Origin of the sequence: Helcobacillus massiliensis, assembly GCF_014191425.1 — a bacterium.
GTDB lineage: Bacteria > Actinomycetota > Actinomycetes > Actinomycetales > Dermabacteraceae > Helcobacillus > Helcobacillus massiliensis.
In genome coordinates, this window is sequence record NZ_JACHWP010000001.1 from 437,605 (window position 1) to 452,720 (window position 15,116).

Sequence of the window (15,116 nt, forward strand, 5' to 3'; positions counted from 1 at the left end):
GATGACCGATCTGATCCGCAAGTCCGCTGCTGAGATGGCCGCCGGCCTCGCCGCCGGCGAGTTCAGCGCCCGCGAACTCACCGACGCCCACCTCGAGCGCATCGAGGCGGTCGACTCCGACCTCAACGCCTTCATCACCGTCACCGCTGATGACGCCCGCGCCACCGCCGACGCCGTCGACTCCGCCCGCGCCGCCGGGAAGCAGCTGGCGCCGCTCGCCGGTGTGCCCGTCGCCGTCAAGGACATCGCCGTCACCCGCGGTGTTCAGACCACCGCGGGCTCCACGATGCTCGAGGGCTGGGTGCCGCCGTACGACGCCACCCTTGTCACCCACCTCAAGCAGGCGCGCCTGCCGATCCTCGGCAAGACCAACATGGACGAGTTCGCGATGGGCTCCTCCACCGAGACCAGCGCCTACGGCATCACCCGCAACCCGTGGAACCTGGACCGCATCCCGGGCGGCTCCGGCGGCGGCTCTTCCGCCGCCGTCGCCGGCTTCGAAGCCCCGCTCGCGATCGGCACCGACACCGGCGGCTCCATCCGCCAGCCCGCCTCCGTCACCGGCACCGTCGGCGTGAAGCCCACCTACGGCTCCGTGTCCCGCTACGGCCTCATCGCCATGGCCAGCTCACTGGACCAGGCCGGGCCCTGCACCCGCACCGTGGAGGACGCGGCGCTGCTGCACGACGTCATCGGCGGCTACGACCCGAAGGACTCCACCTCCATCAGGGACGGCTTCGGCGACTTCGTCGCCGCCGCCCGCTCGAAGGACGTCAAGGGCCTGCGCGTCGGCGTCATCGAACAGCTCGAGCACGACGACTTCGACCCGCTGGTGCGCGCCCGCTTCGAGGAGTCCCTCGCCCTGCTGGAGGAGGCCGGCGCTGAGATCGTGCGCGTCTCCTGCCCGAACTTCGAGTACGCCCTCGGTGCGTACTACCTGATCATGCCGTCGGAGGCGAGCTCCAACCTCGCGAAGTTCGACGGCATGCGCTTCGGCCTGCGGGTCATCCCCGAGGACAACCCGACCGCTGAGCGCGTCATGGCCGCCACCCGCGGTGAGGGCTTCGGCGCCGAGGTGAAGCGCCGCATCCTGCTGGGCACCTACGCCCTCAGCTCCGGCTACTACGACGCCTACTACGGCAGCGCCCAGAAGGTCCGCACCCTCGTGCAGCGCGACTTCGCCGCCGCCTACGAGAAGGTCGACGTCCTCGCCTCGCCCACCGCCCCCACCGTGGCGTTCCCGCTGGGACAGAAAGTGGACAACCCGATGACGATGTACCTCAACGACATCGCCACCATTCCCGCCAACCTCGCGGGCGTGCCCGGCATGTCCCTGCCCAGCGGTCTCGCCGAGGACGGCCTGCCCGCCGGCATCCAGTTCCTCGCCCCCGCCCTGGGCGATGACCGCCTGTACCGCGTCGGCGGCGCACTCGAAGCGCTGCTCGAGCATAAGTGGGGCGGTCCGATCCTCGCTCAGGCCCCGGCCCTGGAAGGAGGCGCCCGATGAGCGCTCAGCCCGTCAGCGCGAACAAGGTCCGCGAGTACCTCGATGTGCAGCCGCTGGACTTCGACGACGCCGTGAAGACCTACGACCCGGTGCTCGGCATCGAGGTCCACGTGGAGCTCGGCACCGCCACCAAGATGTTCGACGGCGCACCGAACGTGTTCGCCGCCGAACCCAACACCGCCATCACCGAGGTGTCCCTCGGCCTGCCCGGCACCCTGCCGGTGGTCAATGAGAAGGCTGTGGAGTACGCGATCCGGATCGGCCTCGCCCTCAACTGCGAGATCGCCGAGTCCTGCCGCTTCGCCCGCAAGCAGTACTTCTACCCGGACCTGACGAAGAACTTCCAGACCTCGCAGTACGACGAGCCCATCGCCTTCGACGGCTGGGTCGACGTCGAACTGGAGGACGGCGAGATCGTCCGCGTGGAGATCGAACGCGCCCACATGGAGGAGGACGCCGGCAAGAACACCCACATCGGTGGGTCCACCGGCCGCATCCAGGGCGCCACCCACTCCCAGGTGGACTACAACCGCGCCGGAGTGCCCCTGGTGGAGATCGTCACCCGCCCGATCCCGAACGTCGGCGAGCGCGCCCCCGAGGTCGCCGCTGCGTACGTGCGCACCCTGCGGGACATCTTCCGCGCTCTGGACGTCTCCGAGGCGCGGATGGAGCGCGGCAACGTCCGCGCGGACATCAACGTGTCGCTGCGCGCCGATGCGGACGCCCCGCTCGGCACCCGCACCGAGACGAAGAACGTCAACTCCTTCCGCGCCATCGACCGCGCCGTCCGCTTCGAGATCTGCCGCCAGGCCGGTGTCCTCGACGCCGGAATGGACGTGGTGCAGGAGACACGCCACTTCCACGACGAGACCGGCGAGACCAGCCCCGGACGTGTGAAGACCGACGCCGAGGACTACCGGTACTTCCCGGAGCCGGACCTCGTGCCCGTGGCGCCGAGCCGCGACTGGGTGGAGCAGCTGCGCTCCACGCTGCCGGAGCTGCCGGCGGCGCGCCGTCGCCGACTCATCGGCGAGTGGGGCTTCAGCGACTTCGAGATGCGCGACGTCATCAACGCCGGCGCCCTGGACCTCATCCAGGAGACGGTGGACGCCGGTGCGAAGCCGCAGGCGGCCCGCAAGTGGTGGATGGGCGAGCTGGCCCGCTACGCCAAGGACAAGGGCGTGGAGCTCGACGAGCTCGGCGTGTCCAGCGCCCAGGTGGCGGAGCTGATCGGTCTGATCGACGAGAAGAAGATCAACGACAAGATCGGCCGTCAGGTCCTCGGCGTCATCGTCGAGGCCGACGGCGACGGCTCGCCCGCGCAGATCGTGGAGGACAAGGGCCTCGCGGTCGTCTCCGACGACTCCGTGCTCACCGACGCGGTCGACGCCGCCATCGCCGATAATCCCGATGTGGTCGAGAAGATCAAGGGCGGCAAGGTGCAGGCCATCGGCGCCCTCATGGGCCCCGTCATGAAGGCGACCCGGGGTCAGGCCGATGCCGGCCGCGTCCGCCAGATCATCATGGAGAAGCTCGGCGTCGCCGGCTGACCTGCTGCGCGCGGGGTGCTGAGCCGATCCGCGCGTCCAGGCCGACGGGCCCGCTCACCGATTCCGGTGAGCGGGCCCGTTGCATGTGACCGACCACTCTGCGGACGGGCCTGCGTCAGCCAGGTGAACTGAACCCGTCGGTGGAGCGGATATCACTGTTCATCCGGTCACCGTGGCGCAACGTGTCGTTCATCCATCCGCACCCTCTGGTGTTGAAGTGGACGAGTTCACACGCAAAGATCGATTGCGGTCCCAACTTCCCAACCGCTTGAACCAGGAGATTCTGTGGCTGCAGGCTCGATCGACCAGTTCCTTGAGGACACGTTCAAACCGTTCGCGGACGGGTTGTCCTCCATCGTCTTCTACTCTCCCGTCATCGCGGGAGTCGAAGTGCCGATCATCGTCCTCTGGTTGATCGCCGCTGCCCTCTTCCTCACGGTGTGGCTGCGCTTCCAGCCGATCACCGGCCTCGGCCACTCCCTCCAGGTGATCCGCGGTCGGTTCACCAAGAAGACCGACCCGGGAGAGGTGTCCTCCTTCCAGGCGCTCGCCACGGAGCTGTCCGGCACCGTGGGCCTCGGCAACATCGCCGGTGTCGCCGTCGCGATCTCCATCGGCGGGCCCGGGGCCGCTCTGTGGATCGTCCTGTTCGGCTTCCTCGCCATGAGTGTGAAGATGGCCGAGGCTACCCTCGGCGTGAAGTACCGCGAGGTCGCCGAGGACGGCACCACCTCCGGCGGCCCCATGTACTATCTCAAGCACGGCCTGGCGGAGATCGGCATGCCGAAGTCCGGCCGCGTCCTCGCGTTCATGTACGCCCTGTTCGCCGCCATCGGTGTGTTCGGTGCCGGCAACCTGTTCCAGTCCAACCAGGCGGCGATCATCCTCGCCGACCAGACCGGGTCGGACTTCCTCAATGACAACCGCTGGGTCGTCGGCGTGGTCATGGCCGCCCTGGCAGCGCTCGTCATCATCGGCGGCATCAAGTCGATCGGCCGGTGGACCTCCAAGATCACCCCGCTGATGGCGCTGGTGTACCTGATCTGCGTCCTCGCCGTCCTCATCGCCAACATCACCCATCTGCCCGATGCCTTCCTGCGCATCGTCACCGGCGCGTTCTCACCGGAGGGCGTGGCCGGCGGTGCGGTCGGCGTCGCCGTCGCCGGCATTCAGCGAGCCCTGTTCTCCAACGCCGCCGGCGTTGGCTCCGCCGCCATGGCGCACTCCGCCTCGAAGACGAAGCACCCCGCCACCGAGGGCTTCACCGCCATGTGGGAGCCGCTGGTCGACTCCGTCATCATCTGCACCCTGACCGCGCTCGCGATCACCGTCACCGGCGTGTACGAGCACGGTGACGCGGACTCCGACGGCATCGTCCTCACCTCGCAGGCGTTCGCGACCGTCGCCTCCTGGTTCCCGTACGTCCTCACCGTCGCCGTGATCCTGTTCGCGTTCTCCACGGTGCTGAGCTACTACTACTACGGCCAGCTCGCGGTCACCTTCATCGTCGGCAACCGCGCCTGGGTGGTGCGCGCCTTCCAGGTGGTGTGGATCCTCGCCGTTGTGGTGGGCTCCGCGATCTCCCTGGAGTCCGTGATCAGCTTCTCCGACTCCCTGTTCTTCCTCATGACGGTGCCGAACCTGCTGGGCATCTACCTGCTGTCCAAGGTGCTGCGTCTGGAGATCCTCCGTCACCGCGTGAAGGTCACCACCGGTGCGATCGAGCAGGTGGATCCGGAGCTCGCGGTCGGCTTGGGCGATCACGATCCGTCCCAGGAGCAGATCGCTGCCGCGGCCGCCGAAGAGGAGCGGGAGCAGCAGATGCTCGACGCGGTGCAGGAGCGCCTCGCCGCGGATCCGGACTACCCGAGCACGCAGGCGCAGGAGCGGGACTGACCCGCGGCTGACGGCGAGCCCCCGGGCGTCCGCGGTGTGGGACGACTGTTCCGCATCGCGAACGCCCGGTAGTCTTGGGGCCATGCCTCACCTGCGTTCACGAACCTCGACCCACGGCCGCAACATGGCCGGAGCCCGCGCCCTCTGGCGCGCCACCGGCATGGAGTCCGGTGACTTCGGCAAGCCCATCATCGCGATCGCGAACTCGTACACGCAGTTCGTGCCCGGCCACGTCCACCTGAAGAACATGGGCGATCTCGTCGCCTCCGCGATCAAGGAGGCCGGCGGCGTCTCCAAGGAGTTCAACACCATCGCGGTGGACGACGGCATTGCCATGGGCCACGGAGGCATGCTCTACTCCCTGCCGAGCCGTGATGTCATCGCCGACTCCGTGGAGTACATGGTCAACGCGCACTGCGCCGATGCCCTGGTCTGCATCTCCAACTGCGACAAGATCACCCCGGGCATGCTGATGGCCGCGATGCGGCTCAACATCCCCGTGATCTTCGTGTCCGGCGGACCGATGGAGTCCGGCAAACCCGTGGACGGCGCGGTGGAGCACCGCACCGATCTGGTCGATGCGATCGCCCTGTCCGCGAATGAGGCCATCACCGACGCGCAGCTCGCGGAGATCGAGGACAGCGCCTGCCCCACCTGCGGCTCCTGCTCCGGCATGTTCACCGCCAACTCGATGAACTGCCTGACCGAGGTGCTGGGCCTGTCCCTGCCGGGCAACGGCTCCACCCTCGCCACCCACGCCCTGCGCCGGAACCTGTTCCTGGACGCGGGCACGCAGATCATGGAGCTGACCCGCCGCTGGTACGAGCAGGACGATGAGTCCGCCCTCCCGCGCAGCATCGCGAACAAGGCGGCGTTCACCAACGCCATGAGCATGGACGTCGCCATGGGCGGCTCCACCAACACCGTGCTGCACATCCTCGCCGCTGCGATCGAGGGAGGGATCGACTTCGACCTCGAGGACATCGACCGCCTTTCGCGCAACGTGCCGTGCCTGACGAAGGTAGCGCCCAACGGCACCGCCCACATGGAGGACATCCACCGCGCCGGCGGTATCCCCGCCATCCTCGGCGAGCTCGACCGCGCCGGACTGCTCGACCACAGTGTCACCAGTGTCCACTCGCCGGATCTGCGCACGTGGCTGGACCGCTGGGACATCCGCGGGCAGGACCCGTCGGAGGAGGCGCTCCAGCTGTTCCGGGCCGCCCCGGGCGGGGTCCGCACCACCCAGGCGTTCTCCTCCACGAACCTGTGGAAGGAGCTGGACACCGATGCCGAGAACGGCGTGATCCGCTCCGTGCCGCACGCCCACACCAAGGACGGCGGGCTCTGCGTGCTCACCGGCAACCTCGCCTCGGAGGGTGCGGTCATCAAGACCGCCGGCATCGATGAGGAGCTGTTTCACTTCGAGGGCCGCGCCGTGGTGTGCGACTCGCAGGAGCAGGCGATCGAGAAGATCCTCTCCAAGACGATCGTGGACGGTGACGTCGTGGTGATCCGCTACGAGGGACCGCAGGGCGGACCGGGCATGCAGGAGATGCTGTACCCGACCTCGTTCCTGAAGGGCCGCGGCCTCGGCCGCACCTGCGCGCTCATCACTGATGGCCGCTTCTCCGGCGGCACGTCCGGCATCTCCATCGGCCACATCTCCCCGGAGGCGGCGGAGGGCGGCGTGATCGGTCTGGTGGAGGACGGCGACCGGATCGTGATCGACGTGGACACCCGCCAGCTCCGTCTGGAGGTGTCCGATGAGGAGCTGCAGCGTCGCCGCGAGGCGCGCGGGGAGCTGCCGTGGCGCCCCGTCGGCCGGGACCGCGAGGTCAGCCAGGCGCTCAAGGTGTACGCACACCTGGTGCGCTCGGCAACCTACGGGGCGACTCGCCGCCGCCTGGACTGATCGGCCGACGGGTTCTGTCGACCCGATGAGCTCCCGCTCATCAGGCGCCCGTTACCTTGTGAGCACCCCGATGGACGGGGTCTGGTCGCTCGGCCGGGTATGGCTTTGTTGCCCTGCCATTGATGGTCCGGGGGGTGTTGCCGCCCGGTCGAGAGACACGCGTTGACCGCTGATAGGGACACGGCCCAGCTCTGTCTGAGGTCTCTTCGTAACGTGGGTGCCGGCATCGGGTGTCGAGACTGCGGCCAGCAGTGATGAGGAGGACAGCGTCATGAACACAGGGTTCGCGGTCGTGATCGGCCTGGACGTCGGGAAGACAGCTCACCACGCGTGCGCACTCGACCCGGAGGGGAACAAGCTGTTCGACAAGCCCCTCCCGCAGGACGAGACCAAACTTCGCGAGCTGTTCACCCAGCTGCAGAACCACGGCGAAGTTCTGCTGGTCGTCGATCAGCCGAACACCATCGGAGCGTTGCCGATCGCGGTGGCCCGGGATACCGGCTGCACAGTCGCCTACCTTCCCGGATTGGCGATGCGGAAGGCCGCGGATCTGTATCCGGGCAGGTCAAAGACTGATGCGCGGGATGCTTTCATCATCGCCGACACGGCCCGCACCATGCCTCACACCCTCCGGCAGGTCGATCGTGACAGCGAGGTCCTCTCCGCGCTGAAGGTTCTGGCCGGGTTCGATGAGGACCTCGCTCACGAGACCACAAGGGCGCTGAACCGGATCCGGTCCCTGCTCACCCAGATCCACCCCGCGCTCGAGCGCGTCTTCGCAGGCGGGAAGCTTTCCACTGGGCTCGTGCTGGACCTGCTGGAGAAGTTTGGCGGACCCACCGGCCTCCGAAGTGCCGGCCGAGGGAAGGTGCTGCGGTTCGCCCGCGCGCATTCACGCCGCGACCCCGAGACGCTGGTCGAGCAGATCTTCACAGCCCTTAGCGAGCAGACCGTCATCGTGCCCGCCACCGCAGCGGTTGAGCTGGTGATCCCCCGAGTCGCTGGCCAGGTTAAAGAGCTGAAAGAACAGCGCGCGACCGTGGCCCACGAAGTGGAGGGCATGCTGGAGGACTTCCCTCTCGCCTCGGTCTTGATGAGCATGCCGGGGATCGGCATCAAGACCGCCGCCCAGATCCTCCTCGCGATCGGTGATGGCTCCGCGTTTGAGTCCGCCAGCCACCTCGCGGCCTATGCCGGGATCGCGCCGGTCACCCGCAGATCAGGCACCTCGATCCGCGGAGAGTTCCCCGCCCGGTCAGGGAACAAACGCCTGAAGAACGCCCTGTTCTACTCCGCCTGGGTCGCCTCCAACCACGACCCCATCTCCAAGGCCTACTACGATCGCAAACGCGCCGAAGGCAAACGGCACAACGCCGCCGTGATCTGCCTAGCCCGCCGCCGCTGCAACGTCATCTACGCCATGCTCCGCGACGGCACCTACTACCAGCCACCGACAACCGCCCCTACCCCCGAGCCGACCGCTCTCGCGGCTTGACTCGAAACATAGGGACACCCCCCGCTCCCACTGGCCGCTGTCCGGGACGAGATCTCAGGATGCGGACCGCCGGTGGGGAAGGGGGCGCCTCACGTATGATGTGCGTCATGCAGAGCATCATTCTTCTTGTTGTACCCGTGCGCGGCTGACGCCCCTCGGTCACATCACCCTGATGCCGCGCACCCCTCGAAGCCCTCGGGCCGAGGGGTTTTTCATTGCACGAGCCTGAAACTGGAGGAGGCCCGATGACTGGGAACACCGTGACGGGGGCCGAGTCGCTGATCCTGTCCCTGGAGCATGCGGGAGCCGAAGTCGTCTTCGGCCTGCCGGGCGGTGCGATCCTGCCCGCCTACGATCCGCTGATGGATGCGAAGAAGCTGCGGCACATCCTCGTGCGCCACGAGCAGGGCGCGGGCCACGCCGCCAGCGGCTACGCGCACGCCACTGGCAAGGTGGGCGTGGCGATCGCGACCTCCGGGCCCGGCGCCACCAACCTCATCACCGCCATTGCGGACGCTCAGATGGACTCCATCCCCATGGTGGTCATCACCGGCCAGGTGGGCTCCTCCTTCATCGGCACCGACGCCTTCCAGGAGGCGGACATCGTCGGCATGACGATGCCGGTCACCAAGCACAACTTCCTCGTCTCCGATGCCGACGAGATCCCCATGACCATCAAGAAGGCGTTCCACATCGCCTCCACCGGCCGCCCCGGCGTGGTGCTCGTGGACATCACCAAGGATGCGCAGCAGGCGCAGACCACGTTCGAGTGGCCCGAGGAGGTGGGCCTGCTCGGCTACCGCCTGCCGCCGCGCCCGCACCCCAAGCGCCTGCGCGAAGCCGTTGAGCTGATGCTGACGGCGCGCCGCCCCGTGTTCCTCCTCGGCGGCGGTGTGCTGCGCGGCCGCGCGACCAAGGAGGTGCGCGAACTGGTGGACGAATCCGCCATCCCGTTCGTCACCACGCTGATGGCCCGCGGCGCCCTGCCCGATTCCCACCCCGGGCACCTGGGCATGCCCGGCATGCACGGCAGCGTCTCCGCCGTATCTGCGCTGCAGCGCGCTGACCTGATCATCGCCATCGGCGCCCGCTTCGACGACCGCGTGACCGGACGTCTCGACTCGTTCGCGCCCGGCGCGAAGATCATCCACGCCGATGTGGACCCCGCGGAGATCTCCAAGAACCGCGAAGCGGACGTGCCGATCGTGGGCGAGGCCGCCGAGGTCGCCGTCGGCATGCTGAAGGAACTGCGCGCCGCCCTCGAGGAGGACGACCCGCGCGACTACGAAGCCTGGTGGTCGGTGCTGGAGAACCTGCGCGAGACCTACCCGCTGGGGTGGACCCAGACCGCCGACGGCTACACGGCGCCGCAGAAGGTGATCTCCCGCATCTCAGCGATCTCCGGGCCGGACTCGATCTACGCCTCCGGTGTGGGGCAGCACCAGATGTGGTCCGCGCAGTTCATCGACTTCGAGAACCCGTACACCTGGCTGAACTCCGGGGGCCTGGGCACCATGGGCTATTCGGTGCCCGCCGCCATGGGCGCCAAGGTGGGTCGCCCGGACATGCCGGTGTGGGCGATCGACGGCGACGGCTGCTTCCAGATGACCAACCAGGAGCTCGCCACCTGCGTGATCAATGAGATCCCGATCAAGGTCGCGATCATCAACAACTCCTCCCTCGGCATGGTGCGCCAGTGGCAGAACCTGTTCTACAACCAGCGCTACTCGCACACGGACCTCAACACCGGTCACGGCACTCGCCGGATCCCGGACTTCGTGAAGATGGCGGACGCCTACGGCTGTGCGGGCCTGCGCTGCGAGCGCGATGAGGACATCGACGACACGATCCGCGCGGCGATGGAGATCAACGACCGACCGGTGGTCATCGACTTCACCGTCAGCGCGGACGCGATGGTGTGGCCGATGGTGCCCGCGGGCGTCTCCAACGACGAGATCCAGATCGCCAAGGGCATGACCCCCGAGTGGGAAAGGGAAATCTGAGCCATGACTGTCACAGTGAACCCCGAGAACGCGCACACGCTGTCGGTGCTCGTGGAGGACCGCCCCGGTGTGCTCGCCCGGGTCTCGGCGCTCTTCTCCCGCCGCGGCTACAACATCTCTTCGCTCGCGGTGGGGCCGACGGAGTATCCGAGCATCTCTCGGATCACCGTTGTGGTGAACGTTGACCAGCAGCCGCTCGAGCAGATCACCAAGCAGCTGAACAAGCTGGTCAACGTCATCAAGATCATCCAGCTGGACCCGCGCCAGTCGGTGTCCCGCGAGATCGTGCTCATCAAGGTGAAGGCGGACAACGATTCGCGCACCTCGATCCTGGAGATCATGCAGATGTTCCGCGCGAAGGTGGTGGATGCCGCGCCGGATGCCGTGACGATCGAAGCCACCGGCACCGCGGACAAGATCGCCGCGCTGCTGGGCATGCTGGAGCCCTTCGGCATCCGGGAGATCGTGAAGTCCGGTGCGGTGGCGATCGGCCGCGGCGGCAAGTCGATGACGGATCGGGCCCTCAAGGGCCTGTGATCCCAGACTGCAAGACCCCTGACCACAGACTAAGACGCCGGCTCTAGACTGGCACCACCCACCAACCTGAAGGAGTTCCTCCCATGGCAGATATGTTCTACGACGACAATGCGGATCTCAGCATCATCCAGGGCCGCAAGGTCGCCGTGATCGGCTTCGGCTCCCAGGGCCACGCCCACGCCCTCAACCTGCGCGACTCCGGCGTCGACGTCCGCATCGGCCTGAAGGAGGGCTCGAAGTCCCGCGCCAAGGCCGAGGAGCAGGGCCTGACCGTCGGCACCGTCGACGAGGTCGCCCAGTGGGCCGACGTCATCATGATCCTCACCCCGGACCAGCACCAGCGCACCGTGTTCGCCGAGTCGATCAAGGACAACCTGAAGGACGGCGACGTCCTCCTCTTCGCCCACGGCTTCAACATCCGCTACAACTACATCGAAGCGCCCAAGGGCGTGGACGTGGCCATGGTCGCCCCGAAGGGCCCGGGCCACACCGTGCGCCGCGAGTACGAAGCCGGCCGCGGCGTCCCCGTCATCGTCGCTGTTGAGCACAACGAATCCGGCAGCGCCTGGGACATCGCCCTGTCCTACGCGAAGGCCATCGGCGGTCTGCGCGCCGGAGGCATCCGGACCACCTTCACCGAGGAGACCGAGACCGACCTCTTCGGCGAGCAGGCTGTTCTCTGCGGCGGCATGAGCCACCTCGTGCAGGCGGGCTTCGAGACCCTCACCGAGGCCGGCTACCAGCCCGAGATCGCCTACTTCGAGGTGCTGCACGAGCTCAAGCTCATCGTGGACCTCATGGTCGAGGGCGGCATCTCCAAGCAGCGCTGGTCCATCTCGGACACCGCTGAGTTCGGCGACTACGTCTCCGGCCCCCGCGTGGTCGATGAGAACGTCAAGAAGAACATGAAGGCCGTGCTCGAGGACATCCAGAACGGGGACTTCGCCAAGCGCTTCATCGACGACCAGGACGGCGGTGCGAAGGAGTTCGCCGAACTGCGCGAGAAGGAAGCCGCCCACCCGATCGAGGGCGTCGGCAAGGAGCTGCGCGGCATGTTCTCCTGGAACGCCAACCAGCTCGACTCCGACTACACCGAGGGCTCCGCAGCCCGCTGATTCCGGCCCTCGCCTCCGCTGGAAGCCGTCCGCCCTCCGGGGCGGGCGGCTTTCGCCTATTGTTGTGGCCATGGTCACCACGAGCCGTCGCGCGCTCCTGCGCACCGCCACCGCTGTCAGCGTTCCCACCGCCGTCGCCGCCGGACTGTCCGGATGCGGGGTCATCGCCAGCCGGAGCAGCGGTGATCCGCAGACCCCGTCGGCCGACGGGTCCTCCCCGTCCCCGCAGAGCCCCAGCGCCTCACCGACGCCCCGGCAGCCGTTCGACGGATGGGGCCGCATCGCCGATCTCGACACTGTCGACCTCGACCTCGCGGCACTCGACGCGGTAGCGAAGCTGTCACCGAGCTCCACCTCGCGCACCGACCGCTTCGGCAGCTGGCGGGCCCCGCAGTTCGCGAAGGATTCGCCCATCACCCAGCCGTCGCTCACCGAGCGCAGGCAGAACGGGAAGCCGCCGTTCGGAGACGACGCGCTCCCCGGCAAGCTCCTCAGCGCTGCGGTGCGCACCGTCCTCGACTCCCCGGTGGCGTTCGAGAAGACCAACGAGAGGCACACGGAGGCCAGTCCGGAGATCATTGCGGCGATCGGTGAAACGGCTGACCCCCACGCCCTCGACGAGATCTTCCAGAGCGTGGGCCTGAACGGAGGTCCCGAGGGCGGCGAAGGATTCCTGGACCAGCTCGACGCCGAACCGGAGCCGTACTCGCCGAACGAGATCCGCTTCCACATCGGAGCCTCCGGCGCAGCTGTGCGCGCAGCCGGCATTCAGGTGTCCGAAATGCCTCTGGTGGAGGCCGCCGCGGTGGGGTACTACCCGATCGTCCTGTCGGACGGCACTACGAAACTGCTGATGCGCACGGTCGGACTGAGCTACGGCGCCTCCGATGCTCAGGCGCTTGTGGGAGCGACCCTGCAGAGCGGCACGATGGTGCACGTCAAGGACGCGGACGCGGTGCCGCAGCACCCCGGGGTCGGTTCGGTGCCGGCGGACTGGACGGCGATCACCCACGCCGGTCTCAGTCTGAAGGTGCCGCCCGCGTTCGCCGACGGTGCCGAGGCGCTGGACACCAGTGTCGGAGCCCGGGTCGGCGACGAAACGGTCCAGGTGATGCAGTTCTGCCTCCCGTCGACGGGACCGGTGCCGGTCACGCATGTGGACGCCGCAGCGCGCGTCGACGTCCCCGGCGCCGACTACGCCGTCGCCGCAGCGAGCACCTCCGCGGCCGCGTCGTCGCTGGGCTCCACGCCGCTGGCGGTGATCCTGGTCGCCACACCGAAGGACCAGTTCTGGATCGACGTGATCGCCCCCACGGCGGAACGGCTCGAGGAACTGGTGGAGGGGATCATCGCATCGCTGTCGTTCGATGAGGGGTCCGCTCTCTGAACGGTCCATATGCTGAATGCTGAGACGGCGTGAGACGGCCGGCTCCTAGGATCGATCACGGATCACCCCTTCCACCCCATCGGAGGCACCCACCGTGACGAATCCCGTCGTTCTGATCGCCGAAGAGCTCTCACCCGCCACCCGCGCCGCCCTCGGCGACGGCGTCGACGTCCGCACCGTGGACGGCACCGACCGCGTGGCCCTCCTTGACGCCGTCTCCGACGTCGACGCCCTGCTGGTCCGCTCCGCCACCACCGTGGACACGGAAGTGTTCCAGCACGCCCCCAAGCTCAAGGCCGTCGCGCGTGCCGGCGTGGGCCTGGACAACGTGGACGTGGACGCCGCCACCTCGGCCGGCGTCATGGTGATCAACGCCCCCACCTCCAACATCGTCTCCGCCGCCGAACTGGCCATCGCCCACATGCTCGCGGGACTGCGGCACATCGCCGAAGCCAGCGCCTCCACGAAGGACGGTCGCTGGGAGCGCAAGCAGCTCACCGGTCTCGAACTGTTCGAGAAGACCGTCGGCATCGTCGGCTTCGGCCGCATCGGCCAGCTCGTCGCCGAGCGCCTGCAGCCCTTCGGCGTCGAGCTGCTCTGCTACGACCCCTACGTCTCCAAGGCCCGCGCCGCCGAATTCTCCGTCACCTCCGTGACCCTCGAGGAGCTGATGCGCCGCGCCGACATCCTCACCATCCACATGCCGAAGACACCCGAGACGACCGGCATGATCGGCGCCGACCAGTTCGCCGTTGCCAAGCCCAGCCTCCATGTCGTCAACGCCGCCCGCGGCGGCCTCATCGACGAGGACGCGCTCTACGACGCCCTCACCACCGGTCAGATCCGCTCAGCAGGTCTGGATGTGTTCTCTGCTGAGCCCCCGTCGGCCTCCGAGAGCGCCAGCCGCCTGCTCACCCTGCCGAACGTCACCCTTACGCCCCACCTCGGCGCCTCCACCGATGAGGCGCAGGAGCGCGCCGGCGTGGCGGTCGCGAAGTCGGTGCGGCTCGCCCTGGCCGGTGAGCTGGTGCCGGATGCCGTGAACGTCTCGGGCGGCGAGATCGCGAAGTCCGTGCGCCCCGGCATCGCCCTCGCCGACCGCATGGGCCAGGTGTTCACCGCCCTCGCCGACTACTCGCCCTCGAAGCTCAAGGTCATCGTGCGCGGCGAGATCGCCGAGAAGGACGTCTCCGCGGTGAAGCTGTCCGCCCTGCGCGGCGTGTTCCGCCCGATCGTGGACCAGACCGTGTCCTACGTGAACGCCCCGGTCCTCGCCGAGCAGCGCGACATCGACGTGGAGCTCGTCACCGACACCCACTCGGAGCGCTTCCGCAACGAGATCGAGCTGCGAGGCACCCTCTCCAGCGGCCGCATCGTCTCGGTGGTCGGCACCCTCGCCTCCAAGACGCAGGAGCACAAGCTGGTCGGCATCAACGGCCACCAGCTGGATGTGCCGCTGAGCGATCACATGCTCGTCATCACCTACCGGGACCGCCCGGGCATCGTCGGCCAGATCGGTGCGGTGCTGGGCGGCGCCGGCAGCAACATCGCCGGCATGCAGGTGTCCCGCGAAGCCGACTCCGGCAGTGAGGCCCTGGTCGCCCTCAACCTGGATCGGCCCGCCACCGGCGAGCTCGCCGCCACCATCCAGAGCTCCATCGACGCCACCCGCGCAGCTGCGGTCAACGTCTCCTACTGACCCACTCATCCT

At 68.0% G+C, this 15,116-nt stretch carries 10 protein-coding genes; all 10 read left to right on the plus strand.

Annotation, left to right across the window (positions count from 1 at the left end):
• Window position 1: 1 nt before the first annotated feature.
• The 10 genes from gatA (at window position 2) to serA (ending at window position 15,104) form a co-directional block, all read left to right on the plus strand.
• Entirely contained in the window at window positions 2–1,507 is a 1,506-nt protein-coding gene (gene gatA, locus FHX50_RS02020; protein ID WP_183373965.1) for an Asp-tRNA(Asn)/Glu-tRNA(Gln) amidotransferase subunit GatA, read from the plus strand.
• Window positions 1,504–3,057 (plus strand): Asp-tRNA(Asn)/Glu-tRNA(Gln) amidotransferase subunit GatB, encoded by a 1,554-nt coding sequence (gene gatB, locus FHX50_RS02025; protein ID WP_183373967.1) that lies wholly within the window; start codon window positions 1,504–1,506, stop codon window positions 3,055–3,057. The genes gatA and gatB overlap by 4 nt, the downstream gene beginning before the upstream one ends.
• A 285-nt stretch (window positions 3,058–3,342) precedes the next feature.
• Window positions 3,343–4,953 (plus strand): amino acid carrier protein, encoded by a 1,611-nt coding sequence (locus FHX50_RS02030; protein ID WP_183373969.1) that lies wholly within the window; start codon window positions 3,343–3,345, stop codon window positions 4,951–4,953.
• A gap of 82 nt (window positions 4,954–5,035) precedes the next feature.
• Entirely contained in the window at window positions 5,036–6,868 is a 1,833-nt protein-coding gene (gene ilvD / locus FHX50_RS02035; RefSeq protein WP_183373971.1) for a dihydroxy-acid dehydratase, read from the plus strand.
• 271 nt (window positions 6,869–7,139) lie between these two features.
• On the plus strand, window positions 7,140–8,363 hold the full coding sequence (locus tag FHX50_RS02040; RefSeq protein WP_183375244.1) for an IS110 family RNA-guided transposase: 1,224 nt from the start codon (window positions 7,140–7,142) through the stop codon (window positions 8,361–8,363).
• A gap of 245 nt (window positions 8,364–8,608) precedes the next feature.
• Window positions 8,609–10,366 (plus strand): acetolactate synthase large subunit, encoded by a 1,758-nt coding sequence (locus FHX50_RS02045; RefSeq protein WP_183373973.1) that lies wholly within the window; start codon window positions 8,609–8,611, stop codon window positions 10,364–10,366.
• A 3-nt stretch (window positions 10,367–10,369) separates the two neighbouring features.
• Window positions 10,370–10,903 (plus strand): acetolactate synthase small subunit, encoded by a 534-nt coding sequence (ilvN, locus tag FHX50_RS02050; RefSeq protein WP_183373981.1) that lies wholly within the window; start codon window positions 10,370–10,372, stop codon window positions 10,901–10,903.
• 83 nt (window positions 10,904–10,986) lie between these two features.
• A complete protein-coding gene (gene ilvC, locus FHX50_RS02055; RefSeq protein ID WP_183373983.1) occupies window positions 10,987–12,018 on the plus strand; it encodes a ketol-acid reductoisomerase in 1,032 nt (343 codons plus the stop codon).
• A gap of 70 nt (window positions 12,019–12,088) precedes the next feature.
• Complete coding sequence (locus FHX50_RS02060) at window positions 12,089–13,405, plus strand: hypothetical protein (protein ID WP_183373985.1); 1,317 nt, start codon at window positions 12,089–12,091, stop codon at window positions 13,403–13,405.
• Between the two features lie 94 nt (window positions 13,406–13,499).
• Window positions 13,500–15,104 carry a phosphoglycerate dehydrogenase gene (gene serA / locus FHX50_RS02065; protein ID WP_183373987.1) on the plus strand — a complete coding sequence of 535 codons (1,605 nt, stop codon included), beginning with the start codon at window positions 13,500–13,502 and terminating at the stop codon, window positions 15,102–15,104.
• Window positions 15,105–15,116: the final 12 nt, after the last annotated feature.